The following is a 23,988-nucleotide window of genomic DNA, read 5'->3' as shown; positions in this document are numbered from 1 at the left end:
TGGCGTGAGCCTGAGGTTCGCCTTCTATGGCCGAGTGAGCACGGAGGACGCTCAAGACCCGGAGGCGAGCCGCAGCTGGCAGAAGCGGCGTGCCATGGACCTGATCACTCCGCACGGCGGATTCATCGCCGCCGACTACTTCGATGTGGGACAGAGCCGTTCACTGCCGTGGAAGCGCAGGCCAGAGGCGTCACGTCTGCTTGCTGATGTCGCTTGTCGGGACCGTAGCTTTGATGCCGTAGTGATTGGGGAACCCGCCCGTGCGTTCTACGGGCCGCAGTTTGCGCTCACCTTCCCTGTCCTCACGCACTACGGAGTTGGCCTGTGGGTACCCGAGGTCGGCGGAGCGGTCGATCCCGGCTCCGAGGCACACGACCTGGTGATGACTCTGTTCGGCGGCATGAGCAAGGGAGAGCGCGCTCGAATCCAGATGCGCGTCCGTACGGCGATGTCAGCACTCGCGCACGACACCGCCAGATATCTCGGTGGTCGACCACCCTACGGTTACCGGCTCGTCGATGCCGGCCCGCATCCAAACCCTGCCAAGGCCAATCTTGGGCAGCGGCTTCACCGCCTCGAACCCGACCCCGCGACATCTTCGGTCGTCGAGCGGATCTACCGCATGTACGCCGACGGAGCGGGCCTGCGCTATATCGCGCAACGGCTCACCGACGATGGTGTACCGTCACCGAGCCAGTACGACCCGGCACGGAATCGGCATCGTGACCCACGAGGATGGTCCCATTCGGCGATCCGCGCGATACTCGACAACCCGGCGTACCGCGGTATCCGTGTTTGGGGCAAGCAGGAGAAATACGAGGTTCTGGTCAACCCCGATGATGTCGCTGCGGGGTATGAGACTCGTATGCGGTGGCGTGATGAGGCCGACTGGATCGCACCAGAACGCCGCACGCATGAAGCGCTGATCCGTGACGAACTAGCGCAGGCTGTTCGTCTTCGGATGCAGGCGCGGCGGGGTCCCGGTCTTGTTTGCAGCAGAGAGTCAACAGTGCCATATGCACTGCGTGGGCTGCTGTTCTGTGCCGCATGTGGACGGCGGATGCAGGGCGCTGCCCGCGCCGGGAAGCGAACAACACGCATCCTCTACCGTTGTGAGCTCGGTAAGTCGCGTTCGGTACCCGCGGACCTGAGTGATCACCCGCGCACCGTCTACCTCCGTGAAGATGAGGTGACTGCGCGACTTGACGAATGGATCGCCACCCTGGCCGATCCGGCCGACTTGGCACGCGGGCAAGACGCGGACCCGGTAGCAGGGGCTGGCTACGCGGCCTTGCGGCGCCAGCTCAGCGAGGCGAATGCGAAGGTTGCTGCTCTGGTTACCGCCGTGGAGTCTGGTGTGGCCGTTGAGGATTTGACTGTTGCATTGCGCCGCCGCACCGCCGAGCGCGACGAGCTGAAGGTCCGTCTTGAGCAAGCGGAGCGACCTCGCGTCATGACTGCCGCACAAATCAGCGAGTTGGTTGAGGAATTGGGCGGGCTGTCAGCAGTGCTTGGTGAGGCAACCGGGGCGGAACGCGCTCAGGTATACGCAAGCCTGGGCCTGCGCCTCGACTACGACCCGCATCTTCAGCGAGTCACGGCGACTGCCGACTTAAGTCGTGTCGCCGGACGTGTCCGAGGGGGGACTTGAACCCCCACGCCCATTAGTAGGGCACTAGCACCTCAAGCTAGCGCGTCTGCCATTCCGCCACTCGGACCAGGCCAACCTGAGCTGGCAGCTAAGGCTATCGGATTGCGCTGCGCCCGCCCAACCCACCAGCTTGCACAGTGGTAAGAACAGTCACTGTGAGCGATGACGTGGTCGAGGTTGTCAGCAGGCTAATCCGGTTCGATACCACCAACACCGGCGATCCCACGACCACCAAAGGTGAGGCCGAATGCGCCCGGTGGGTTGCCGAGCAGCTTGCGGAAGTCGGCTATCAGCCCGAATACGTGGAATCCGGCGCGCCAGGCCGTGGCAACGTGTTCGCCCGCCTTGCCGGAGCGGACAGCTCCCGCGGCGCCCTGCTGATCCACGGACACCTCGACGTGGTGCCGGCCGAAGCGGCCGAATGGAGCGTGCACCCGTTCTCCGGCGCAATCGAAGACGGCTATGTCTGGGGCCGCGGCGCGGTCGACATGAAGGACATGGTCGGCATGATGATCGTGGTCGCCCAGCAGCTGAAGCGGACCGGCGCCGTGCCCCCGCGCGACCTGGTGTTCGGGTTCATTGCCGACGAGGAGCACGGCGGCACCTACGGGGCGCAGTGGCTGGTCGACAACCGGCCCGACTTGTTCGACGGCATCACCGAGGCGATCGGTGAGGTCGGCGGCTTCTCTCTGACGGTGCCGCGCCGCGACGGCGGTGAGCGCCGCCTCTACCTGATCGAGACGGCCGAGAAGGGCATTCAGTGGATGCGGCTGACCGCCCGCGGCCGGCCCGGCCACGGCTCGATGGTGCACGACCACAACGCAGTCACGGTTTTGGCCGAGGCAGTGGGCCGCCTTGGGCGCCACCAGTTTCCGCTCGTGCCGACCGACACCGTCGTGCAGTTCCTGGCCGCCATCAGCGAAGAGACCGGCCTCGCCTTCGACGCCGAGTCACCCGACTTGGAAGGGACGATCGAAAAGTTGGGCCCGATGGCCCGCATGCTCAAGGCCGTGCTGCGCGACACCGCGAACCCGACGATGCTCAAGGCCGGCTACAAGGCCAACGTGGTCCCGGCCACGGCCGAAGCCGTCGTCGACTGCCGTGTGCTGCCCGGTCGACAGGCGGCGTTCGAGGCCGAAGTGGCCGAATTGCTCGGCCCCGACATCACCCGGGAGTGGATCAGGGACTTGCCGTCGTACCAGACCACCTTCGACGGTGACCTCGTCGACGCCATGAACGCCGCAGTGCTGGCCGTCGACCCGGACGGCCGAACCGTGCCTTACATGTTGTCTGGCGGTACTGACGCTAAAGCCTTCGCGCGCTTGGGTATTCGCTGCTTTGGCTTCAGTCCGCTGCGGTTGCCGCCGGATTTGGATTTCACGTCGTTGTTCCATGGGATCGACGAGCGGGTACCCATCGATGCGCTGCGGTTCGGTACCGCCGTGCTGACACACTTGCTGACAAACTGCTAATCGATCGCCCGAGAGGACTGAGAATGATCTCGAAGCCCGACCCGTACGACGCGCTGCCCAAGTTGCCACGCTTCCAGTTGAGTTCGAACTCGATCACCGACGGGCAGCCGCTGGCCACTCCGCAGATCAGCGGAATCATGGGGGCCGGTGGTGAGGACGTCAGCCCGCAGCTGAGCTGGTCGGGATTCCCCGACGAGACCCGCAGCTTCGCGGTCACCGTCTACGACCCTGACGCGCCGACATTGTCCGGATTCTGGCACTGGGCGGTGGCCAACCTGCCCGTTGACGTCACCGAGTTGCCCGACGGCGCGGGCGACGGCAGCGACCTGCCCGGTGGCGCTCTCACCCTGGTGAACGACGCCGGAATGCGCCGCTACGTCGGGGCCGCGCCGCCTCCCGGCCACGGCGTGCACCGCTACTACGTCGCGGTGCACGCGGTGAAGGTGGACAAGCTGGACCTGAACGAAGACGCCAGTCCCGCTTATCTCGGGTTCAACCTGTTCCAGCATGCCATTGCTCGGGCCTATATCCACGGCACCTACGAGCAGACCTAAGCCAGGCGACCGTCGGCTCCGAATCACGGACGTGAATTCGCGCGCGTGTGTGCTTGTGCTGCCCGGCGGCAAAATGCGCAGCAACGAGCGATCACGCTGGTGGCACTTAGCGAATTTGCGCATGGTGTTGATGGCGCGAGCGTTGCGGCGCCGCCTCGGACCCGACGTCGAAGTGCGACGAGTCCAATACCGCCTGCGCGGATGGAACAGCCCAGGTTGGGACCCGGTGCGCGACGCCGAAGCGGTTCTGGACCAGGCTCGGCAGCGGTGTGATCCGAAAAATATTGTGCTGGTTGGCCATTCGATGGGAGGGCGTGTTGCCGCGCACCTGTCCGAACGGGGTGGCGTCGGCGCGGTGGTGGCACTGGCGCCCTGGTGGCACGGCGGCAAGGCCGATCTGATCCCGACGGGTACCCGGTTGCTGGTCGTGCACGGCACCGCTGATACCCGCACCGACCCGTGCGACTCACGGGCTCAGACGCTGCGCGCTCGCGAGCGTGGGCTGGATGCGCAATGGGTGGGCATCGACGGCGTCGGCCACCACATGGTGCGGCGCTGGAGCGAATGGCACCGGCTCACAACGGATTTCGTCGCGGACTATCTGGACGCTTAAGTTTTACAGTCCGGGCAAGCAGAACGGGAAGACGCACGGAGATGTGGGCGGCGTCTGAACTTTCCGAAGAAGGTTGGCCAAGTGGACAAGTGACGGCAACAGGATCGCGTCCACTTGCGCTTTTTGATCCTGGGGTAGATTTCGGCTGTCCATGTCCACCTTGGTGACCTGTTGCTGTAACTGCGCTATTCGCTGATTTCGCTGCTCCGGGGTGAGACTGTCCCAACTGGCGTCCAGGTCGTCAATTTCGTCCCGCAGCGTTTCGGCCTCGGACTGGGGACTGAGGGCGGGCGAGGGGCGCAGTGGGTAAGAATGACGCAGTGGGTAAGAATGACTCAGTGCGGACGGCGAAGGTGCCTCGGCCTGCGCGGGACTCGCTGTCACCAGCGTGCCGGCCAACAGGCCAGCCACCGCTATCGCTTTGATCTTCATCGTGGTCACCTTCTGCTGACCAAGCCATTCTGCCGCGCACCGCTTGCGCGATCTTCGCGGAATCCTTGCGAAATCCTTGCGGCCTAACTCGACGGCCTTTCCTTGGCCGCCGCGGATCCGACCGCGTCGCTCAGCGACGTGAACCCACCGTCATGCAGTCGACGGGCGATGCCGTCGTGAATGTGCTTGGGCCACAAGCCTCCGCCGTAGATGAAGCCGGTGTAGCCCTGCAGCAACGACGCGCCCGCGGTGATGCGCTCCCACGCGTCGTCGGCGGTCTCGATGCCGCCCACGCTGATCAATACCAGCCGCTCGCCGACCCGGCCGTAGAGCCGGCGGAGCACCTCGACGGCACGCGGCGCCACCGGCGGCCCCGAGATCCCGCCGGCGCCAAGCGCGTCGACACCGGCGGTGGCCAGGCCGTCGCGCGACACGGTGGTGTTGGTTGCCACGATGCCGGCCAGCCCGAGTTCGACGGCCAGGTCGGCGATCTCGTCGAGGTCGGAGTCGGAAATGTCCGGGGCGATCTTCACCAGCACCGGTGTCGAGGTCCGCGATACCTCGGCCAGCACGGCGGACAGGATGGGCCGCAGCGACTCGATCGCCTGCAGGTCCCGCAGTCCGGGTGTGTTCGGCGAGCTGACGTTGACCACCAGGTACGAGGCGAGGGGGCCGAGCAGGCGGGCGCTGGCCCGATAGTCGTCGACCGCATCGGCGGCCGGGGTGGTCTTGGTCTTGCCGATGTTCACCCCGATCGGTATCTCGGGACGGCGCCGGGCCAGTCGCATCGCGAGCGCCCCGGCGCCAAGGTTGTTGAACCCCATTCGGTTCAGCAGGGCACGGTCGTCGGGCAAGCGGAACATACGCGGGGCGGGGTTTCCGGGCTGCGGGCGGGCGGTGACGGTCCCAATCTCGGCGTATCCGAAACCCATTGCGCCCCAGGTCAATAGACCTAAGCCGTCCTTGTCGAACCCGGCGGCCAGCCCCAGCGGTCCCGGAAACCGTACTCCGAAAGCGGTGCTGGCCAGTATCGGATCCTTAGGGCCCAGTAGACGATTCAGCAAGCGGCGCACCGGTGGCAGGGCGGTCACCAGGCGCAGCATCGCGAAGACCAGGGTGTGAATGCGTTCCGGCGGTACTAAGAACAACAGCCGCCGCAGCACTGGATAGATCACAGTTGCGGCTGGTCCGGCCGACGGTTCTCCAAACGAGACTTCTTGCGGCGCAACAGGACTCGCCTGCTGCCGTCGGTGTAGACCCGCACCCGGGTCAGCTCCCAGCCGCGGTATTCGGCCTCGATGGACAGCCTGGTGGACGCACTCAGCCTGGTCACCTCCGGCGGCAGCCGCAGCGGAGCCCACTCGTACTCGTCGGTCATCTCGGTGTCCCAGCCCGCGGGTAGCCGACTCCACCGCGGGCCGGTCAACGTGCACCCGCCGCATGTTCGATGATTTGCACACCAGCACCGGACCCCGACACCACATACAAGGTGTCCGACGCTTCGTCAAAGGCCAGCGAGTTGGGTTGCTGCACGGTTGGGTAACGCACCTTCTCGACGGGAATTCCAGTCGTCAGATCGTAACCAATGACAATATTCGACGCGGTTTGGGATACCCAGGCCAGCCCGCGCGATCCGGCCAATCCGTACGGGGCTTGGCGCACCGGGTAGGCCTGCCGCAAAATCAGCGGCTCGACGCCGTAGACCAGCAGTTGGCCGCCGCGCGTGTCGGCAACCAGCACCCGGCCCAGCGGATCGGCTGCCAGGGTGGTGGCGCCTTCGCCGGCCCGCAGTGCCTGCTCGACGCGACCGTCGGCCCCGATCGTCGTCACCGACGTCTGGCCGCGATCCAGCACCACCGTCGTATCTCCTTGTGTCGCAAGGGCATCCACGCGAGCGAAGATCTTCTTGCGGCGGGTGACCGAGCCGTCGCCGGCCACCACGTAGACGGCGCCGTCGGCGCTACCCAACACGATTTTGCCGTCGCCGCGGCGCGCGATCGAGGTGAAGTCGACGTTGTCCGCGCCGGCGACGTTCACCCGAGCGGTGTGGCCCGCGGATAGGTCGGCCGTGATGAAGCCGCCGCGCGTGGCCAGGTAGGTGGTGCCGCGGCCGTCGCTGGTCAGCGCGGTCGCCGGGCCTGGCAGGACGATCACCCGGGGAGCCGAGGGTCTGCTTGCGTCGCCGAAGACACTGATGCTCGCCGGCGCCGCCGCGTCGGCGCCCGGGCACAGGACCGCCAAGCCGCCGTCCCACATCGCCGCCAACGGGCGCCCGCCCAGCGGCGCGATGGTGCCGGCCGGGTTCTGCGACACGGGTGGCGACTCGGCGGCGTGTGCCGGCGCGATGGTGGGCGGTGCGCCAGTCAGCGGGTTCGACGAACATCCGGTCGTCAAGAGCAAAGCCGTCGAGACGGTCAGAACTGCTCGTTTAAGCGTGGGTAGCAAAGGATTGCCCTGGACTGCGGAACATGTGATTGGGATTCTATGTAACTTCAAAGCCACGGATTGCACCAGGAAGGCCATGTTGCGCACAACAACTTGTTTCCAACATGTATCTTGGCGACATGACCGTCATCGCTGACCGGCATCTCGCAGAGAACGACTTTGCTGTCGAGGACATCACTCCCGGCATTTTCGCCAGCGGATACGGTCAGGTCGGCGACGGACGCAGTTTTTCTTTCCATATCGAGCACCGCTCGCTCGTCGTCGAGATCTACCGACCGCGCCTGGCCGGACCGGTTCCGCAGGCCGAAGACGTGGTGGCCAGGGCGGTCCGCAGCCTCGTCGACATCGACCTCACCGATGAGCGCAGCCTGACCGCCGCGGTCCGCGACTCCGTGGCCCACGCGCTGCCCGTATCCCGGTAGATCACTAAGCACCTCCGCTACCGGTACGGTCGTCGTCGTGACTGCGGTTTCGGCGATGTCCTGGTGGCAAGTCATCGTGTTGTCCGTCGTGCAGGGCCTGACCGAGTTCTTGCCGGTCTCGTCGTCGGGGCACTTGGCGATCGTGTCGCGCGTCTTCTTCGCCGACGACGCGGGGGCGTCCTTCACGGCGGTCAGCCAGCTCGGCACCGAGGCGGCTGTGCTGGTCTATTTCGCGCGCGACATCGTGCGCATCCTCAGAGCCTGGTTCAACGGATTGGTCGTCAAGTCGCACCGCAACGCCGACTACCGCCTCGGCTGGTACGTCATCATCGGCACCATTCCCATCTGTGTCCTGGGCCTGTTCTTCAAGGAGGAGATCCGGTCGGGCGTGCGCAACTTGTGGGTGGTGGCGACCGCGCTGGTGGCGTTTTCGGCGGTGATCGCGCTGGCCGAGTATTTCGGCCGTCAGACTCGCGACATCGAGCACTTGAACTGGCGCGATGCAGTTCTGGTCGGTGTTGCACAATGCCTGGCGCTGGTCCCCGGCATCTCGCGCTCAGGCTCGACCATCAGCGCCGGGCTGTTTGTCGGGCTTGAGCGCGAGCTGGCCGCGCGATTCGGGTTTCTGCTGGCCATTCCGGCGGTGTTCGCCTCCGGTCTGTTTTCGCTACCCGACGCCTTCCATCCGGTCACCAAGGGGATGAGCGCGACGGGCCCGCAGCTGCTGGTCTCCACCCTGATCGCGTTCGTCATCGGCCTGGCCGCGGTGGCCTGGCTGTTGCGATTCCTGGCGCACCACAACATGTATTGGTTCGTCGGCTACCGGGTACTGGCCGGAACGGCCGTGCTGATTCTGCTGGCCACCGGAACGGTCGCTGCGACATGACCGTCATCCTGTTGCGGCACGGCCGGTCCACGTCTAACACCGCCGGCGTGCTGGCCGGCCGCTCGGAGGGGGTCGACCTCGACGACAAGGGCCGCGAGCAGGCCGCCGGGCTGATCGATCGGATCGGTGACCTGCCGATCCGCGCGCTGGTGAGTTCGCCGATGCTGCGTTGCCGCCGCACCCTCGAACCGCTGGCCGCAGCGCTGTTCCTCGAGCCGTTGATCGACGAACGGCTCGCCGAAGTGGACTACGGGGAATGGACCGGCCGCAAGATGGGTGAGCTGGTGAGCGAACCGTTGTGGCGGGTGGTCCAGGCCCATCCCAGCGCTGCGGTGTTTCCTGGCGGCGAAGGATTGGCGCAGGTCCAGGCTCGCGCCGTGGCCGCGGTCCGCGAACACGACCGGAGGCTTGCCGACCAGCACGGGGCCGACGCGCTGTGGGTTGCATGCAGCCACGGTGACGTCATCAAGGCGGTGATCGCCGACGCCTACGGCATGCATCTGGACAGCTTCCAGCGCGTCAACGCCGACCCGGGTTCCATCAGCGTCATCCACTACACCCCGCTACGGCCGTTCGTGTTGCACGTCAACCACACCGGTGCCCGGCTTTCCGCGACACTGCGAGCCGCCGCCAAGCCAACCGAGGCGGCGCACCCGGATTCTCGAGACAAGGGGGAAGAGCCGGACGGTCAAGTGCCGTCCGGGGATGCGGTGGTAGGTGGATCCGCCGAGTAATGGCCCAAACGAATCGCGTTGCGACGGCCAGTGCCGGTATTTTGGGAGGTGCCATGGCGCGCGCAATTCATGTTTTCCGCACACCCGACCGTTTCGTGGCCGGGACCGTCGGCCAGCCCGGAAATCGGACCTTCTACATCCAGGCGGTGCACGACTCCCGGGTGGTGTCGGTGGTGCTCGAGAAACAACAGGTCGCGGTTCTTGCCGAACGGATCGGTGCGCTGCTGCTCGAAGTGAATCGCAGGTTCGGAACTCCGGTGCCTCCGGAGCCCACCGAGATCGACGACCTCAACCCGCTGATCATGCCCGTCGACGCAGAGTTTCGAGTCGGGACCATGGGTCTGGGCTGGGATTCCGAGGCGCAGACCGTGGTGGTCGAATTGCTGGCCGTCACCGATACCGAGTTCGACGCCTCGGTGGTGCTCGACGACACCGAGGACGGTCCCGACGCAGTGCGGGTATTCCTGACGCCGGAATCGGCACGGCAGTTCGCGACTCGCTCCAACCGCGTCATCTCGGCAGGACGTCCGCCGTGCCCGCTCTGCGACGAACCGTTGGACCCCGAGGGCCATATCTGCGCGCGCACCAACGGCTACAAGCGCAGCGCGCTGCTCGGGCCTGACGATGACACCGAAGGGTGACGAGCGTGAGGTGTTGCGGCGCGGCGAGCTGACGGTCCTAGGACGCATCCGCTCGGCCAGCAACGCCACCTTCCTCTGCGAATCGACGCTGGATGAACGCAGCGTGCACTGCGTCTACAAGCCGATCTCCGGTGAACACCCGCTGTGGGATTTCCCAGACGGGACCCTGGCCGGACGCGAACTCGGGGCGTACCTGGTGTCGACGCAATTGGGCTGGAACATCGTGCCTTACACCATCATTCGGGACGGCCCGGCGGGACCCGGCATGCTGCAACTGTGGATTCAGCAGCCCGGTGACCTATTCGGCAACGATCCCCAGCCCGGCCCGGATCTGGTGGACTTGTTTCCCGCCGACAAACGGCAGCCGGGTTACCTGCCGGTGCTGCGGGCCTACGACTACGCGGGCGACGAGGTCGTCTTGATGCATGCCGACGACGTTCAGTTGCGCCGAATGGCGGTCTTCGACGTGCTCATCAACAACGCCGACCGGAAGGGTGGTCACATCCTGTGCAGCCTGGACGGCCACGTCTACGGCGTCGACCACGGCGTCTGCCTGCACGTCGAGAACAAGCTGCGCACGGTGCTGTGGGGCTGGGCCGGCAGGCCGGTTGACGACGAAACCCTGGAGGCGGTCGTTGCCCTCGCCGAAGCTCTCGACGGACCGCTCGCCGACGCGCTGGCCGGAAAGATCACCCGGGCAGAAATCGCGGCGCTGCGCCGACGGACTCAGGCGTTGCTGGCCGATCCCGTGATGCCCGGACCGAACCGGCATCGGGCCATACCCTGGCCGGCGTTCTAGTTGCTTCATGCCCGCGAGGGTCCGCATTTGTACAACGACATGCCGCTTGGACTGTCATTTTGCGCGCGCTCGTGATCAGGTCGCCCCGCGCTCGCGATCACCACTCAGAGATACTGATGCGGTGAGCCGCGCCGCAGATGAGATGACCGACGCGGCGTTGGCCGCCGACCTCGCTGCCGATGCCGGGGAGCTGCTGCTGAAGGTGCGCGAAGAGGTCGGTTTCGCCTACCCCTGGGCACTCGGCGACGCGGGTGACAGCCTGGCGAACGAGCTGTTGCTGCGCCGGCTGCGCGCCGAGCGTCCGGGGGATGCGGTGCTCAGTGAAGAGGCGCATGACGATTTGGCGCGCCTGAAGTCCGATCGGGTGTGGATCATCGATCCGCTGGACGGCACCCGCGAGTTCTCCACCCGCGGGCGCGACGACTGGGCGGTCCACATCGCGCTGTGGCAGCGTCACACCGACGGCCGGCCCGAGATCACCGACGCCGCGGTGGCGTTGCCGGCCCGCGGCAACGTGGTGTACCGCAGCGACACCGTCGCAGACACCATCACACCCGTCGGCGTACCCAGCACCATCCGGATCGCGGTCAGCGCCACCCGGCCTCCCGCGATCCTGCACCGCATTCGGCAGATCATCGCGATCCAGCCGGTAGCGATCGGCTCGGCCGGCGCGAAAGCGATGGCTGTGGTCGACGGGGACGTCGACGCCTACCTACATGCCGGCGGTCAGTGGGAATGGGATTCGGCGGCGCCGGCCGGGGTGATCATGGCCGCGGGCATGCACGCCTCGCGGCTGGACGGCTCGCCGCTGCGGTACAACCAGCTCGACCCGTATCTGCCCGACTTCGTGATGTGTCGCGCCGAGGTGGCTCCGATACTGCTCGGCGCCATCCGCCAAGCATGGTGGTGAACCGGCGGCAGTCCAAGTCCGCTTGATGGCGAAGGTCCGCAAATGCACGGGTTTTGGGGCGTTTTGGTGTACGGATGAGCGCGCTCGCGGTCGGGTGCTCAGCCCGCCGGACGGGCTTAACCGCCACCGGGCCTAAAGTCGAGGACATGCAGTCGTGGTCGCCCCCACCGGTTCCGGCGGTGCCGGGACGTGGCCCGGAGCTACGGCTCTACGACACCTCGGACCGGCAGGTGCGCCCGGTGGCGCCCGGGACCAAGGCCACCATGTACGTCTGCGGCATCACCCCGTATGACGCCACCCATCTCGGGCATGCCGCCACCTACCTGGCGTTCGATCTGGTCCACCGGATGTGGCTGGACCTCGGCCACCAGGTGCACTACGTGCAGAACGTCACCGACATCGATGACCCGCTGTTCGAACGCGCGGCGCGCGACGGCGTCGAATGGCAAGACCTCGCCCATCGCGAGGTCGACCTGTTCCGGACCGACATGGCGGCGCTTCGCGTCTTGCCGCCGCACGACTACGTGGGCGCAACCGAGGCGATCGGCGAAATAGTCGAGCTCGTCGAGAAGATGCTGGCTTCCGGGGCGGCCTATGTTGTGGATGACGAGCATCAGGACGTCTACTTCCGGGCCGACGCCACACCGCAATTCGGTTATGAGTCAGGCTATGACCGCGACACCATGCTTCAGCTGTACGAGCGGCGTGGTGGTGACCCGCACCGCCCGGGCAAGACCGATCAGCTCGACGCCTTGCTGTGGCGGGCGCAGCGGCCAGGCGAGCCCAGTTGGCCGGCGCCCTTCGGTGCCGGACGCCCGGGCTGGCATGTCGAATGCGCGGCGATCGCCCTGGGCCGCATCGGCAGTGGTCTGGACATTCAGGGCGGGGGCAGCGACCTGGTCTTCCCACATCACGAGTTCACCGCTGCGCATGCCGAATGTGTCAGGGGCATAAGACGTTTCGCCCGTCATTATGTGCACGCCGGCATGATTGGTTGGGATGGTCACAAGATGTCCAAGAGCCGAGGCAACTTGGTCTTGGTGTCGGCCCTGCGCGCGCAAGGCGTTGAGCCGCAGGCCATTCGGCTGGGCCTGCTGGCCGGGCACTACCGCGCCGATCGCTGGTGGAGTGAGCAGGTGCTGCACGACGCGACCGCCAGGCTGCGGCGCTGGCGCTCAGCGACAACGCTGCCGGCGGGGCCCGACGCCGCCGACGTCGTCGCCCGGCTGCGCCGATATCTGGCCGACGACCTAGATACCCCGAATGCCATTGCCGCACTTGATGGTTGGGCTACCGATGCACTCGAGTACGGCGGCCACGACGCAGCCGCGCCGAAATTGGTGGCAACAGCCGTCGACGCCCTGCTCGGGGTGGAACTGCAAGAGCGTTAAATGCCGAAGCCGGGCCGGCGGCGGCGTAGATAACGCTCGAACTCGGCGGCCAGCGCGTCGCCGTCGATCTTGCCCAAGGTCTCGTTCAGATCCACCTCGGCATCGCCGCGCTGCTCGAGGGACTGCACGTATTCGGCCAGGTCGTCGTCGTCGTCGGTCATCTCGCTGACCGCGCGCTCCCACTCCTCGGCCTGCGCCGGCAGGTCGGCCAGCGGAACCTCGATGTCCAGCACGTCTTCGACCCGACGCAACAGTGCCACCGTCGCCTTCGGGCTCGGCGGGTGTGACACATAATGCGGGACCGCCGCCCAGAACGTCACCGCCGGAATCCCGGCCGCCACGCAGGCGTCCTGGAAAACCCCGGCGATCCCGGTCGGGCCTTCGTAGCGGGTTTCCTCCAGCCCGAAACGCCGCGCCGACTCCGAGGAGTAGGCCGCGCCGGAGACCGGCACCGGCCGGGTATGCGGTGTGTCGGCCAGCAGTGCCCCGAGAATGACGACGGTGTCGACGTTGAGCTTGTCGGCGATCGCCAGCAGCTCGGCGCAGAAGGTGCGCCAGCGCATGTTGGGCTCGACCCCATGCATCAACACCACGTCACGGTCGCTGCCGGGCGGCCGACAGTGCGAAATCCGCATTGCCGGCCACACCAGCTCCCGGGTGACCCCGTCGACTTGGCGGATCACGGGGCGATTCACCTGGTAGTCGTAGTAGGCCTCGTCGTCGATCTCCACGATGGGATCGGCTTCCCAGATGGCGTCCAGATGCTCGAGCGCATCGCTGGCGGCGTCGCCGGCGTCATTCCATCCCTCGAACGCCGCCACGACGACGGTGTTGTGCAGTTCGAGCTTCGACAAGCTATCCGAGCCGCCATCCGGAGGGGTCACAGATTCAGGGTACGGCCTGGCGAGCACCTGTCAGAGACCTGTGACACCCCCATTGATTTGCATAGGCCCACTATCCTTATGGGGTGATTGAGCACCGCTACAACCGGCGCCGACGCGGTCAAGACGAAATACGTCCAGCCGCAAACTGGTCAACCTTGGTAACTACGACCCCAATGTTCATTGCCGACACGATCCGCGAGCTGGCGCTCAAGGGCATCGCAATCGCCGTGCGGGTCGGGTCGAGCTGGGCGTCCGCACGTCGGGGGACGACGTAGACTTTCTTGGTCGAGAGGCGTTGCAACGGCTATTTGGGGGCCCGGCCCCCGGTATCCGCCACGCTCGACAGAGTCAAGGACGCCTTCCGCTATGGAAGGAACGTACGTGAACGCCGTTGATGCGAAATCTTTCGCGCCGAACATCCGCCCGGACTGCGCCGAGGAACTGACGGCAGCGCTGCGCCAGCGGATCATGGTGATCGACGGCGCGATGGGCACGGCGATTCAGCGGGACCGGCCGGACGAGGCCGGCTACCGCGGCGACCGGTTCACCGAGTGGCCGACCGCCCTTCAGGGCAACAACGACCTGCTCACCCTGACGCAGCCGCAGATCATCGAGGGGATTCACCGCGAGTACCTCGAGGCGGGCGCCGAAATCCTCGAGACCAACACGTTCAACTCGAACGCGATCTCGCTCGCCGACTACGACATGGCGGATTTGAGCTACGAACTGAACTACGCCGGCGCCGCCCTGGCCCGCAAAGCCGCCGACGAGTTCAGCACCCCGGAGAAGCCCCGCTACGTCGCCGGCGCAATCGGGCCGACGACGCGCACCGCGTCGATCTCGCCGGACGTCAACGACCCCGGAGCCCGCAACGTCTCCTATGACCAGCTGGTCGCCGCGTACCTCGAAGCCGCCAACGGCCTCGTCGACGGTGGTGCCGACCTGCTCATCATCGAGACGATCTTCGATTCGCTGAACGCCAAGGCGGCGGTGTTCGCCGTCGAGACGCTGTTCGAGGACCGTGGACGCCGGTGGCCGGTCATCATCTCGGGCACCATCACCGACGCCTCCGGCCGGACGCTATCCGGCCAGGTCACCGAGGCATTCTGGAACGCGATCAGGCACGCAAAGCCGATCGCGGTGGGCCTCAACTGCGCCCTGGGCGCGCCGGAGATGAGGCCCTACATCGCCGAGATGGCGCGGATCGCGGACACCTTCGTCTCCTGCTACCCGAACGCGGGCCTGCCCAACGCCTTCGGCGAGTACGACGAGTCCCCAGAGCGTCAGGCCGGCTACATCGCCGACTTCGCCGAGGCCGGCCTGGTCAACATCGTCGGTGGTTGCTGCGGAACCGCGCCGCCGCACATCGCGGAAATCGCCAAGGTCGTCGAGGGCAAGCCGCCGCGCGAGGTGCCGCACATCCCGGTGGCCACGCGGCTCTCGGGCCTGGAGCCGCTCAACATCACCGATGACTCCTTGTTCGTGAACATCGGTGAGCGCACCAACATCACCGGCTCCGCCCGGTTTCGCAACCTGATCAAGGCCGAGGACTACGACACCGCGCTGTCGGTCGCGTTGCAGCAGGTCGAGGCCGGCGCGCAGGTCATCGACATCAACATGGACGAGGGCATGATCGACGGCGTCGCCGCGATGGACCGGTTCACCAAGCTGATCGCGGCCGAGCCGGACATCAGCCGCGTCCCGGTGATGATCGACTCCTCCAAGTGGGAGGTCATCGAGGCGGGCCTGAAGAACGTGCAGGGCAAGCCGATCGTCAACTCCATCTCCATGAAAGAGGGTGAGGAGAAGTTCATCCGCGAGGCGCGGCTATGCCGCAAGTACGGCGCCGCCGTCGTCGTGATGGCCTTCGACGAGCAGGGTCAGGCCGACAACCTGGAGCGCCGCAAACAGATCTGCGGGCGTGCCTACCGGATCCTCACCGAAGAGGTCGGCTTCCCGGCCGAGGACATCATCTTCGACCCGAACTGCTTCGCGCTGGCGACCGGCATCGAGGAGCATGCCACCTACGGGATCGACTTCATCGAGGCCTGCGCCTGGATCAAGGAGAATCTGCCGGGAGTGCACATCTCCGGCGGTATCTCCAACGTGTCGTTCTCGTTCCGGGGCAACAACCCCGTCCGCGAGGCGATCCACTCGGTGTTCCTGTTCCACGCCATCAAGGCCGGCCTGGACATGGGCATCGTCAACGCCGGCGCCCTGGTGCCCTACGACTCGATCGACCCCGAGTTGCGGGAGCGCATCGAGGACGTCGTGCTGAACCGCCGCGAGGACGCGGCCGAACGGCTGCTGGAGATCGCCGAGCGGTTCAACAAGTCGGACAAGACTGACGAAGCGGCGGCAGCCGAGTGGCGCGGCCTGCCGGTCCGCGAGCGGATCACGCACGCCCTGGTCAAGGGCATCGACGCGCACGTCGACGAGGACACCGAGGAGTTGCGGGCCGAGATCGCCGCCGCGGGAGGGCGGCCGATCGAGGTGATCGAGGGCCCGCTGATGGACGGCATGAACGTCGTCGGCGACCTCTTCGGCTCCGGCAAGATGTTCCTGCCCCAGGTAGTGAAGTCGGCCCGGGTGATGAAGAAGGCCGTCGCGTACCTGTTGCCGTTCATCGAGGCGGAGAAGCAGCCGGGTGACTCCAAAGACACCAACGGCACGATCGTCATGGCGACCGTGAAGGGCGACGTCCACGACATCGGCAAGAACATCGTCGGAGTTGTGTTGCAGTGCAACAACTTCGAAGTGATCGACCTCGGTGTGATGGTGCCCGCCGAGAAGATCCTGGCTGCGGCGAACGAGCACGACGCCGACATCATCGGGCTGTCCGGCCTGATCACCCCGTCGTTGGACGAGATGGTCAACTTCGCCGTCGAGATGGAACGCGAAGGGCTGGAGATCCCGCTGCTGATCGGTGGCGCGACCACCTCGCGCGCCCATACGGCCGTGAAGGTGGCGCCGCGTCGTAGCGGTCCGGTGGTCTGGGTCAAGGACGCGTCCCGCTCGGTGCCGGTGGCTGCGGCGCTGCTCGACGACAAGCAGCGTCCGGCCCTGCTGGAGGCGACCGAGAAAGACTACGCATCCCTGCGCGAACGGCACGCCCAGAAGAACGAGCGGCCGATGCTGACGCTGGAAAAGGCCCGCGCCAACCGGACGCCGATCGACTGGGACGGCTATACGCCGCCGGTGCCGGCCCAGGGCCTCGGGGTGCGGGAGTTTCACGAGTATGACCTCGCCGAATTGCGCGAGTACATCGACTGGCAGCCGTTCTTCAACGCCTGGGAGATGAAGGGCCGTTTCCCCGACATCCTCAACAACCCGACCTCGGGCGAAGCCGCCCGCAAGCTCTACGACGACGCTCAGCAGATGCTGGACACCCTGATCAAGGAGAAGTGGCTGACTGCAAACGGGGTGATCGGGTTCTTCCCGGCCAACGCGGTTGGGGACGACATCGAGGTCTACACCGACGACACCCGCACCGAGGTGCTGACAACGCTGCACAACTTGCGCCAGCAGGGCGAGCACCGGGAGGGCATCCCGAACCGGTCGTTGAGCGACTACATCGCGCCCAAAGACACCGGTCTGGCTGACTACATCGGCGCCTTCGCCGTCACCGCTGGGCTCGGCAGCCAGGAAAAGATCGCCGAGTTCAAAGCTGCCCTCGACGACTACAGCGCGATCCTGCTGGAGTCGATCGCGGACCGCCTGGCCGAGGCTTTCGCCGAACGGATGCACGAGCGGGTCCGCAAGGAGTTCTGGGGATTCCAGCCGGACGAGCACCTGGACAACGAGGCGCTCATCGCCGAGAAGTACGTCGGAATCCGCCCCGCCCCGGGCTACCCGGCCTGCCCGGAACACACCGAGAAGGCGACGCTGTGGAAGTTGCTCGACGTCCATGAGCGGACCGGCATCGAGCTGACCGAGTCGATGGCGATGTGGCCCGGTGCCGCCGTCAGCGGCTGGTATTTCTCCCACCCGCAGTCGCAGTATTTCGTGATCGGCCGGGTGGCCCAGGACCAGGTCGCCGACTACGCCAAGCGCAAGGGCTGGACGATGCGGGAAGCTGAGCGCTGGCTCAGCTCCAACCTCGCCTACAACCCGGAGGACTGACCCTCACTCCGCCGGCCGCGAGGGTGCGTGAATGTACAGGGAAACGCCGTAAATGTTGGCAATTTGCGCACCTTCGCGGCTCGGGCGCTTGCCAAACCGAGATGACTTTGCTCGCCGGTGCATGAAACAATCGCTGGCCGTGAAGACGTTTGAGGATCTGTTCGCCGAACTCGGCGAGCGCGCCCGCACCCGGCCGGCGGGCAGCGCCACGGTCGCTGCACTCGACGCCGGGGTGCATGCGGTGGGCAAGAAGATCCTGGAGGAGGCCGGGGAGGTGTGGCTGGCCGCCGAACATGAGCCCGATGACGCACTGGCCGAGGAGATCAGTCAGTTGCTGTACTGGACGCAGGTGCTGATGATCTCGCGCGGACTGTCTCTCGACGACATCTACCGGAAGCTATGAGCATGCTGCGCATCGCGGTTCCCAACAAAGGTGCGCTCAGCGAGCCGGCCACCGAGATCCTGTCCGAGGCCGGTTACCGCCGTCGCACCGATCCCAAAGACCTGACCGTCATCGACCCGGTCAACAACGTCGAATTCTTTTTCCTGCGGCCCAAAGACATTGCCATCTATGTCGGTTCGGGAGATCTCGACTTCGGGATCACCGGGCGCGACCTGGTCAACGATTCGCAGGCACCGGTACGGGAACGCCTGGCGCTGGGCTTCGGTTCGTCCAGCTTCCGTTATGCGGCTCCCGCCGGGCGGGACTGGACGACGGCCGACCTGGCGGGGAAGCGGATCGCCACGGCATATCCGAATCTCGTTCGAAATGACTTGGCCGCCAAGGGTATTGAAGCAACAGTGATAAGGCTCGACGGCGCCGTGGAGATTTCGGTGCAGCTCGGGGTCGCCGACGCCATCGCCGACGTGGTGGGGTCGGGCCGCACCCTGAGCTTGCACGATCTGGTGGCCTTCGGTGAGCCGCTGTGTGATTCGGAGGCGGTGCTGATCGAGCACGTCGCGGACAGCCGGCATCAGCAAACCGCGGCGCATGATCAATTGGTGGCCCGCATACAGGGTGTGGTGTTCGGTCAGCAGTATTTGATGCTGGATTACGACTGCCCGCGTTCGGTGCTCGACCAGGCCACGTCTATCACGCCGGGCCTGGAGTCGCCGACCATTGCGCCGCTGGCCGAGCCGGACTGGGTCGCAGTGCGCGCACTGGTGCCCCGACGCGACGTCAACGGCATCATGGACGAGCTCGCCGCCATCGGGGCCAAGGCAATTCTGGCCTCCGACATCAGGTTCTGCCGGTTCTGATCGTCGGGCAGTGCCGGTAACCGATGAGTGTGTTAGCGTCCGGCGGGGGCCGAGTGCACTTCGACCGAGGAGGATCGCCGTGACCCATTATCTCCCTGTCCTTTTGATGGGTCTGCTGATCGGCATCATCGCGGGCCTGCGATCCCTGATGGCACCGGCAGCAGTGGCGTGGGGCGCGCACCTCGGTTGGAAAAATTGGGACTACATCGCCGGTGCCCCCTGGGCCGGCTGGGTGGCCAACGTCATCACCGTGGTGATCCTGAGCATTCTTGCGGTGGGTGAACTCGTCAACGACAAGCTTCCCAAAACGCCTCCACGAACTGCACCGCCGGTGTTCGCCGTCCGCCTGCTGATGGGCGGTTTCGCCGGCGCGGTCCTGGGGGGTGCGCTGCTGCATTCGCCGCATGGTTATGCGATGACCGGACTGGGCGCGGGCGTAATCGGCGCCGTGCTCGGCACGCTGGGCGGTTACCACGCCCGCCGACGCCTGGTAGCCCTGATCGGCGGCAAGGACCTGCCTATCGCGTTGTTGGAAGATGCCGTGGCGGTCTTCGGCGCTTTCGGCGTCATCGCCGCGACGGCCGCTCTGTGACAGAGCATTTCGACGCGATCGTCGTCGGCGCCGGCCAGGCCGGCCCGCCGCTGGCGGGTCGGCTCACGGCCGCAGGGCAGCGGGTTGCGGTGGTGGAGCGCAAACACGTGGGCGGCACCTGTGTGAACACCGGTTGTATCCCGACCAAGACGCTGGTTGCCAGCGCGCACGCCGCGCAACTGGCCCGACGCGGCGCGGAATACGGTGTGGCAACCGGAGCGATCAGCGTGGACATGGCGAAAGTCAAGGCGCGCAAAGACGGCATCATGCTCGAGGACCGCAAGGGTGTCGAAGACTGGCTGGACGGCATGAACGGCTGCACCCTCTTTCGCGGTCACGCACGTTTCGAGGATCCACACACGCTGCGGGTCAACGACGAACTGTTGCGCGGTGACCGGATCTTCCTCAACGTCGGCGGACGCGCGGTGGTGCCCAACATCCCGGGTCTGTCGGACGTCGACTACCTGACCAACGTCTCCATTCTCGAAATCGACACGCTGCCAGAGCATCTCGTCATCGTGGGCGGCAGCTACATCGGCCTGGAGTTCGCGCAGATGTACCGTCGCTTCGGGGCGAGGGTAACCGTCGTGCAGCGCGGCCGGCGGTTGGCCTCGCGTGAAGACGAGGACGTCTCAGCCACTATCCGCACGGTCTTGGAGGCCGAGGGGATCGATATCGTCGTCGGCGCCGACGATATCCGAATTAGTAAGCACAACAACGGATTTGAGCTTACCCCGAGTGCCGGTGCAGCCGAGATAGCCGGCAGTCATCTGCTGCTGGCGGTGGGCCGGCGGCCCAACACCGACGATCTGGGGCTGGACGTCGCCGGTGTGCAGACCGACGCCCGCGGACACATCGTGGTGGACGACCAGCTCAAGACCAACGTCGACCACATTTGGGCGATGGGCGACTGCAACGGCAAGGGCGCGTTCACGCACACCTCGTACAACGACTTCGAGATCGTCGCGGCCAACCTCCTCGACGGCGACCCGCGGCGCGTGAGCGACCGCATCACCACTTACGCGCTCTACATCGACCCGCCCCTGGGCCGCGCCGGGATGACCGTCGACGAGGTTCGCGCGTCGGGCCGTCGGGCACTGATCGGCAAGCGACCGATGACCAGGGTCGGCCGCGCCGTGGAAAAGGGTGAGACGCAAGGCTTTATGAAGGTGGTCGTCGACGCCGACAGTCACGAGATCCTGGGAGCGGCCATCTTCGGGGTGGGCGGTGACGAGGCCATTCACGCGATTCTGGACGTGATGTCAACCAGGGCCCCCTACACCACGCTTTCGCGGACGATGCACATCCATCCCACGGTCAGCGAGTTGATTCCCACGATCTTGCAAGAGATGTCGCCGCTCGATCAAGCCGCCGGCTGAGTCGTCTGATCCGGCCAGCCGGGATATGGCGGCGGCGTCCCGCCGAAGGCAGGGCAGTGCTGCTGGTGGGGGCACCACTCGCATAGCCGTGACGGGTTGGGGCGGAAATCCCCTGTGGCACCGGCGGATTGGATGGCCCGCCAGATCGCTATCAAGGTCTTCTCGAAGCGCAGCAGCTCGTCATGGTCCGGCGAGTAGTCCAGCAGCTGGCCGTCAGCCAGATAGATGAGCCGCAGCCGCGTGGGCAGCACGCCGCGTGACCGATAGAGCGCCACCGCATAGAACTTCATCTGAAACATCGCCTTGAATTCGGCCATGGCCCGCGCGGCCGGCGGCGCCTTCCCGGTCTTGTAGTCGACCACCCGCAGCTCGCCGGTGGCGGCGACGTCGACCCGGTCGATGAACCCGCGCAACAGCGTGCCATCGGCTAGTTCGACCTCTACGCGCTGTTCGCAGCTTTCTGGGTCGAACCGGGTCGGGTCTTCCAGCCGGTAGTAGCCGGAAAGCAGCGTGCGGGCCTCCTCGAGCAGCTGGACCCGCTGCTCGGGATCCAAGTCCACTGCCAGGTCCGGCTGCTTGGCGATCACTTGCTCCCAGGCCGGGCCGACCAGTGACTTCGCCGTGTCGGGATTGCGCTGTTCCGCGGGCAGGCCGTAGAGCTGCTCGAGCGCGGCGTGCACTAGCGACCCGCGCACCTGGGCCGTCGACGGCGCCTCGGGCAACCGGTCGATCGCGCGGAACCGGTACAGCAGCGGGCACTGCTTGAAGTCCGCGGCCCGCGACGGTGACAGTGCCGGCCTTGAGGGGGGACCCGGCCCTTCCTCCGGCTGGTCGATCATGGCCTCCGTCATGGCCGAAGCCTAAGACGGGACGCCGACAACCCCGGGGACCGGCCACGGCGAGTCGGCTGGCACGCTAGACGGCGTGTCCGCAACCGGCCCGTTTACCGTCGGCGAGCGAGTTCAGCTCACCGACGCCAAGGGCCGGCATTACACCATGTCGCTGACTCCGGGCAGCGAGTTTCACACCCATCGCGGGTCCATCGCCCACGACGCGGTGATCGGCCTGGAGCAGGGCAGCGTGGTCAAATCCAGCAACGGTGCCCAATTCCTGGTGCTGCGCCCGCTGCTCGTCGACTACGTGATGTCGATGCCGCGCGGGCCGCAGGTGATCTACCCCAAGGACGCCGCTCAGATCGTGCACGAGGGCGACATCTTTCCCGGCGCGCGGGTGCTGGAAGCCGGAGCCGGATCCGGTGCGCTGACCTGCTCCCTGCTTCGCGCCGTCGGGCCGCAGGGCCGGGTGGTCTCCTACGAAAAACGCGCCGACCACGCCGAACACGCCCGCCGCAATGTCGTGAATTTCTATGGCCGGCAACCCGAGAACTGGCAACTCGTCATCGGCGACGTCACCGACTCCGAACTGCCCGATGGCACCTTTGACCGCGCGGTGCTGGACATGCTGGCGCCGTGGGAAGTGCTCGAGTCGGTGTCGCGGTTGGTGGTCGCCGGCGCTGTGCTGGTGACCTATGTGGCCACCGTCACCCAGCTGTCGAAGGTCGTGGAAGCGCTGCGGGCTCAGCAGCGCTGGACCGAGCCGCGGTCCTGGGAGACGCTGCAGCGCGGCTGGAACGTGGTGGGCCTGGCCGTTCGCCCGCAGCATTCGATGCGGGGGCACACCGGCTTTCTGGTGACGACGCGCCGTCTGGCGCCCGGCGTCATCGCCCCGGCTCCGCTGGGCCGCAAACGCGAGGGCCGCGACGGCTAGTCGCCAATCGGGCTAGTCGTCACTTCGGTGCAGACCCTGCCGCACCGACAGCAACTCGAACTCCGGGTGCGCGGCGACCAGACGTTCGGCGGCCTCGAGGACGTCGACGGCATGGCTGCGGTCCCCGGACACGACGGCCACCCCGATGCCCGCTCGTCGATACAGATCACGCGACCCGGTCTCGGCGGCCGAGACGCTGAACTTGCGCTGCAGCTCGGCGACGACCGGACGGATCACCGAGCGCTTCTCCTTCAGCGATCGCACGTCGCCCAACAGCACGTCGAACTCGAGCCAGCCGATCCACATCGTGCGCGCTCAGCCAGTAGGAGTTGGCGAGGGCATCGAGCCATTCACGGCAAGGAGCATCTCCGCCGTTTTCCGGGACAGCTGCCAGCCACCCTGGAAAGGGCTGAACTCCATTGGGAAGGTGAACACCCGGTTGGTCGCATGTGCGGTGTTCACGACGACGGTGGCCGTCACGTTGGACGGATTCTTGTCCGACCACGCGAGGTCCTTCGCCACGAAGGTCATGGGCAGGTAGCCGCCGTCGCGTAATGCATTGGTGAACTTGTCCAGGGTGGCGGCACTGGCCGGCGTCGCGCCTTCGACGAGGCCCACCTTGTCGCTGCCCGGCACGCCCGGGTCGGCCAATCTGATCAGCACGTCGACCAGGGCTTCGGGCGTGGGCAGGGGAGCATTCGGGTGCGAGGCGACCGCACTCGGTGTGGGCAGCGGTACCGAAACGGCGGTCGGTGAAGAGACTTTCGACTCGTTGTGCGCACATCCCGAGAGCCCAACTGCCGCCAGAATTGTGGCGGCGCCGAGCACTACACTGCGATGCCAGCGCATTCCGACGGGCGGGTTAAACGCCCACTGCGGCGAGCGGCACTGGCGGCCAAACGGGTGCAAGGAAAGTCACACCGACGGCAGCGGCGCCGGCCATGGCCGTGGCCGTAACGCCTGTGGCGAGCGACTTTATCGTCACGGCTGTCCTTTCGATCGGCCAGATTCGTGGCCGAGATTACCAGCGTGAC

At 66.2% G+C, this 23,988-nt stretch carries 25 protein-coding genes and 1 tRNA gene; 17 read left to right on the top strand and 9 right to left on the bottom strand.

Translation table 11 applies throughout. The features are described 5' to 3' along the window. Window positions 1–4 precede the first annotated feature (4 nt). Complete coding sequence (locus AC5Y2L_RS23615; protein WP_012394803.1) at window positions 5–1,651, top strand: recombinase family protein; 1,647 nt, start codon at window positions 5–7, stop codon at window positions 1,649–1,651. On the opposite strand, the gene AC5Y2L_RS23610 is transcribed toward AC5Y2L_RS23615, so the two are convergent. After that, window positions 1,633–1,718: transfer RNA gene (locus AC5Y2L_RS23610), tRNA-Leu, on the bottom strand. The two genes, AC5Y2L_RS23615 and AC5Y2L_RS23610, sit on opposite strands and share 19 nt — an antisense overlap. 70 nt (window positions 1,719–1,788) lie before the next feature. Here AC5Y2L_RS23610 and AC5Y2L_RS23605 point away from each other — a divergent pair. From AC5Y2L_RS23605 to AC5Y2L_RS23595, 3 genes are read left to right on the top strand one after another with little or no spacing between them, the layout of a single operon-like run. Then, window positions 1,789–3,123, top strand: a complete 1,335-nt coding sequence (locus tag AC5Y2L_RS23605) for a M20/M25/M40 family metallo-hydrolase (protein ID WP_499931599.1) — start codon at window positions 1,789–1,791, stop codon at window positions 3,121–3,123. Window positions 3,124–3,146: 23 nt separating this feature from the next. Then, window positions 3,147–3,677 (top strand): YbhB/YbcL family Raf kinase inhibitor-like protein, encoded by a 531-nt coding sequence (locus AC5Y2L_RS23600; RefSeq protein WP_499931597.1) that lies wholly within the window; start codon window positions 3,147–3,149, stop codon window positions 3,675–3,677. Between the two features lie 31 nt (window positions 3,678–3,708). After that, window positions 3,709–4,290, top strand: coding sequence for an alpha/beta hydrolase family protein (locus tag AC5Y2L_RS23595; RefSeq protein ID WP_499931594.1), 582 nt, complete (start codon window positions 3,709–3,711; stop codon window positions 4,288–4,290). A gap of 3 nt (window positions 4,291–4,293) precedes the next feature. Here the strand turns inward: AC5Y2L_RS23595 and AC5Y2L_RS23590 are convergent, their stop codons facing one another. From AC5Y2L_RS23590 to AC5Y2L_RS23575, 4 genes are all read right to left on the bottom strand, one after another. Beyond that, window positions 4,294–4,722, bottom strand: coding sequence for a hypothetical protein (locus AC5Y2L_RS23590; protein ID WP_499931592.1), 429 nt, complete (start codon window positions 4,720–4,722; stop codon window positions 4,294–4,296). Window positions 4,723–4,805: 83 nt separating this feature from the next. Continuing rightward, window positions 4,806–5,894, bottom strand: a complete 1,089-nt coding sequence (locus AC5Y2L_RS23585; protein WP_499932358.1) for a quinone-dependent dihydroorotate dehydrogenase — start codon at window positions 5,892–5,894, stop codon at window positions 4,806–4,808. Next, window positions 5,894–6,100 (bottom strand): DUF5703 family protein, encoded by a 207-nt coding sequence (locus tag AC5Y2L_RS23580; protein ID WP_499932356.1) that lies wholly within the window; start codon window positions 6,098–6,100, stop codon window positions 5,894–5,896. The genes AC5Y2L_RS23585 and AC5Y2L_RS23580 overlap by 1 nt, the downstream gene beginning before the upstream one ends. 44 nt (window positions 6,101–6,144) lie before the next feature. Next, entirely contained in the window at window positions 6,145–7,197 is a 1,053-nt protein-coding gene (locus tag AC5Y2L_RS23575) for a YncE family protein (protein ID WP_499932354.1), read from the bottom strand. Window positions 7,198–7,286: 89 nt separating this feature from the next. On the opposite strand from AC5Y2L_RS23575, the gene AC5Y2L_RS23570 reads away from it, so the two are divergent. The 7 genes from AC5Y2L_RS23570 (at window position 7,287) to mshC (ending at window position 12,950) form a co-directional block, all read left to right on the top strand. After that, the gene (locus tag AC5Y2L_RS23570; protein WP_499931589.1) at window positions 7,287–7,589 is read left to right on the top strand and encodes a hypothetical protein; all 303 of its coding nucleotides are present in this window, start codon (window positions 7,287–7,289) and stop codon (window positions 7,587–7,589) included. 55 nt (window positions 7,590–7,644) lie between these two features. After that, on the top strand, window positions 7,645–8,475 hold the full coding sequence (locus tag AC5Y2L_RS23565; RefSeq protein WP_499932352.1) for an undecaprenyl-diphosphate phosphatase: 831 nt from the start codon (window positions 7,645–7,647) through the stop codon (window positions 8,473–8,475). Next, window positions 8,472–9,209 carry a histidine phosphatase family protein gene (locus tag AC5Y2L_RS23560; protein ID WP_499931586.1) on the top strand — a complete coding sequence of 246 codons (738 nt, stop codon included), beginning with the start codon at window positions 8,472–8,474 and terminating at the stop codon, window positions 9,207–9,209. Before AC5Y2L_RS23565 ends, AC5Y2L_RS23560 begins: the two co-directional genes overlap by 4 nt. A 53-nt stretch (window positions 9,210–9,262) precedes the next feature. Further along, window positions 9,263–9,850 carry a DUF3090 domain-containing protein gene (locus AC5Y2L_RS23555; RefSeq protein ID WP_499931584.1) on the top strand — a complete coding sequence of 196 codons (588 nt, stop codon included), beginning with the start codon at window positions 9,263–9,265 and terminating at the stop codon, window positions 9,848–9,850. Further along, window positions 9,834–10,649 (top strand): SCO1664 family protein, encoded by an 816-nt coding sequence (locus tag AC5Y2L_RS23550; RefSeq protein WP_499931582.1) that lies wholly within the window; start codon window positions 9,834–9,836, stop codon window positions 10,647–10,649. The genes AC5Y2L_RS23555 and AC5Y2L_RS23550 overlap by 17 nt, the downstream gene beginning before the upstream one ends. A 142-nt stretch (window positions 10,650–10,791) precedes the next feature. Next, window positions 10,792–11,559, top strand: coding sequence for a 3'(2'),5'-bisphosphate nucleotidase CysQ (locus AC5Y2L_RS23545; protein ID WP_499932349.1), 768 nt, complete (start codon window positions 10,792–10,794; stop codon window positions 11,557–11,559). Window positions 11,560–11,705: 146 nt separating this feature from the next. After that, window positions 11,706–12,950, top strand: a complete 1,245-nt coding sequence (mshC, locus tag AC5Y2L_RS23540; protein WP_499931580.1) for a cysteine--1-D-myo-inosityl 2-amino-2-deoxy-alpha-D-glucopyranoside ligase — start codon at window positions 11,706–11,708, stop codon at window positions 12,948–12,950. Here the strand turns inward: mshC and AC5Y2L_RS23535 are convergent. Further along, complete coding sequence (locus tag AC5Y2L_RS23535) at window positions 12,947–13,834, bottom strand: PAC2 family protein (RefSeq protein ID WP_499931578.1); 888 nt, start codon at window positions 13,832–13,834, stop codon at window positions 12,947–12,949. The two genes, mshC and AC5Y2L_RS23535, sit on opposite strands and share 4 nt — an antisense overlap. A 468-nt stretch (window positions 13,835–14,302) precedes the next feature. Here AC5Y2L_RS23535 and metH point away from each other — a divergent pair, with 468 nt between their 5' ends. The 5 genes from metH to AC5Y2L_RS23510 all read left to right on the top strand — a co-directional run bounded on the left by metH (window position 14,303) and on the right by AC5Y2L_RS23510 (window position 21,187). Further along, window positions 14,303–17,956 (top strand): methionine synthase, encoded by a 3,654-nt coding sequence (gene metH / locus AC5Y2L_RS23530; protein ID WP_499932347.1) that lies wholly within the window; start codon window positions 14,303–14,305, stop codon window positions 17,954–17,956. 121 nt (window positions 17,957–18,077) lie between these two features. After that, window positions 18,078–18,359, top strand: a complete 282-nt coding sequence (locus AC5Y2L_RS23525) for a phosphoribosyl-ATP diphosphatase (protein ID WP_499931576.1) — start codon at window positions 18,078–18,080, stop codon at window positions 18,357–18,359. Window positions 18,360–18,361: 2 nt separating this feature from the next. Then, window positions 18,362–19,216, top strand: a complete 855-nt coding sequence (gene hisG / locus AC5Y2L_RS23520; RefSeq protein WP_499931574.1) for an ATP phosphoribosyltransferase — start codon at window positions 18,362–18,364, stop codon at window positions 19,214–19,216. 79 nt (window positions 19,217–19,295) lie between these two features. Beyond that, window positions 19,296–19,808: a DUF4126 domain-containing protein gene (locus AC5Y2L_RS23515; protein ID WP_499931571.1), complete on the top strand. Its 513-nt coding sequence runs from the start codon at window positions 19,296–19,298 to the stop codon at window positions 19,806–19,808. Next, window positions 19,805–21,187, top strand: a complete 1,383-nt coding sequence (locus tag AC5Y2L_RS23510; RefSeq protein WP_499931569.1) for an FAD-containing oxidoreductase — start codon at window positions 19,805–19,807, stop codon at window positions 21,185–21,187. Before AC5Y2L_RS23515 ends, AC5Y2L_RS23510 begins: the two co-directional genes overlap by 4 nt. On the opposite strand, the gene AC5Y2L_RS23505 is transcribed toward AC5Y2L_RS23510, so the two are convergent. Then, window positions 21,172–22,026, bottom strand: a complete 855-nt coding sequence (locus tag AC5Y2L_RS23505) for a RecB family exonuclease (RefSeq protein ID WP_499932345.1) — start codon at window positions 22,024–22,026, stop codon at window positions 21,172–21,174. The two genes, AC5Y2L_RS23510 and AC5Y2L_RS23505, sit on opposite strands and share 16 nt — an antisense overlap. Before the next feature lie 85 nt (window positions 22,027–22,111). Here AC5Y2L_RS23505 and trmI point away from each other — a divergent pair, with 85 nt between their 5' ends. Then, window positions 22,112–22,954, top strand: coding sequence for a tRNA (adenine(58)-N(1))-methyltransferase TrmI (gene trmI / locus AC5Y2L_RS23500; protein WP_499931567.1), 843 nt, complete (start codon window positions 22,112–22,114; stop codon window positions 22,952–22,954). A gap of 12 nt (window positions 22,955–22,966) precedes the next feature. Here the strand turns inward: trmI and AC5Y2L_RS23495 are convergent, their stop codons facing one another. Both AC5Y2L_RS23495 and lppK read right to left on the bottom strand, forming a co-directional pair. After that, window positions 22,967–23,260 (bottom strand): DUF503 domain-containing protein, encoded by a 294-nt coding sequence (locus AC5Y2L_RS23495; protein WP_499931565.1) that lies wholly within the window; start codon window positions 23,258–23,260, stop codon window positions 22,967–22,969. Between the two features lie 9 nt (window positions 23,261–23,269). After that, on the bottom strand, window positions 23,270–23,803 hold the full coding sequence (lppK, locus tag AC5Y2L_RS23490; RefSeq protein WP_499931564.1) for a lipoprotein LppK: 534 nt from the start codon (window positions 23,801–23,803) through the stop codon (window positions 23,270–23,272). Window positions 23,804–23,988: the final 185 nt, after the last annotated feature.

The sequence above is a fragment of the Mycobacterium sp. NGS66 genome (assembly GCF_059812225.1).
Note: the sequence above shows the minus strand (reverse complement) of the source record. Positions and strands in the feature narration are given on the sequence as shown.

Coding starts and splice junctions, on each gene's coding strand:
- AC5Y2L_RS23600 (WP_499931597.1), top strand. CDS start 3,147: ATGATCTCGAAGCCCGACCCGTACGACGCGCTGCCCAAGTTGCCACGC.
- AC5Y2L_RS23590 (WP_499931592.1), bottom strand. CDS start 4,722: ATGAAGATCAAAGCGATAGCGGTGGCTGGCCTGTTGGCCGGCACGCTG.
- AC5Y2L_RS23580 (WP_499932356.1), bottom strand. CDS start 6,100: ATGACCGACGAGTACGAGTGGGCTCCGCTGCGGCTGCCGCCGGAGGTG.
- AC5Y2L_RS23570 (WP_499931589.1), top strand. CDS start 7,287: ATGACCGTCATCGCTGACCGGCATCTCGCAGAGAACGACTTTGCTGTC.
- AC5Y2L_RS23565 (WP_499932352.1), top strand. CDS start 7,645: ATGTCCTGGTGGCAAGTCATCGTGTTGTCCGTCGTGCAGGGCCTGACC.
- AC5Y2L_RS23560 (WP_499931586.1), top strand. CDS start 8,472: ATGACCGTCATCCTGTTGCGGCACGGCCGGTCCACGTCTAACACCGCC.
- AC5Y2L_RS23555 (WP_499931584.1), top strand. CDS start 9,263: ATGGCGCGCGCAATTCATGTTTTCCGCACACCCGACCGTTTCGTGGCC.
- AC5Y2L_RS23550 (WP_499931582.1), top strand. CDS start 9,834: ATGACACCGAAGGGTGACGAGCGTGAGGTGTTGCGGCGCGGCGAGCTG.
- AC5Y2L_RS23545 (WP_499932349.1), top strand. CDS start 10,792: ATGACCGACGCGGCGTTGGCCGCCGACCTCGCTGCCGATGCCGGGGAG.
- mshC (WP_499931580.1), top strand. CDS start 11,706: ATGCAGTCGTGGTCGCCCCCACCGGTTCCGGCGGTGCCGGGACGTGGC.
- metH (WP_499932347.1), top strand. CDS start 14,303: ATGGTGATCGACGGCGCGATGGGCACGGCGATTCAGCGGGACCGGCCG.
- AC5Y2L_RS23525 (WP_499931576.1), top strand. CDS start 18,078: ATGAAACAATCGCTGGCCGTGAAGACGTTTGAGGATCTGTTCGCCGAA.
- hisG (WP_499931574.1), top strand. CDS start 18,362: ATGCTGCGCATCGCGGTTCCCAACAAAGGTGCGCTCAGCGAGCCGGCC.
- AC5Y2L_RS23505 (WP_499932345.1), bottom strand. CDS start 22,026: ATGATCGACCAGCCGGAGGAAGGGCCGGGTCCCCCCTCAAGGCCGGCA.
- AC5Y2L_RS23495 (WP_499931565.1), bottom strand. CDS start 23,260: ATGTGGATCGGCTGGCTCGAGTTCGACGTGCTGTTGGGCGACGTGCGA.
- lppK (WP_499931564.1), bottom strand. CDS start 23,803: ATGCGCTGGCATCGCAGTGTAGTGCTCGGCGCCGCCACAATTCTGGCG.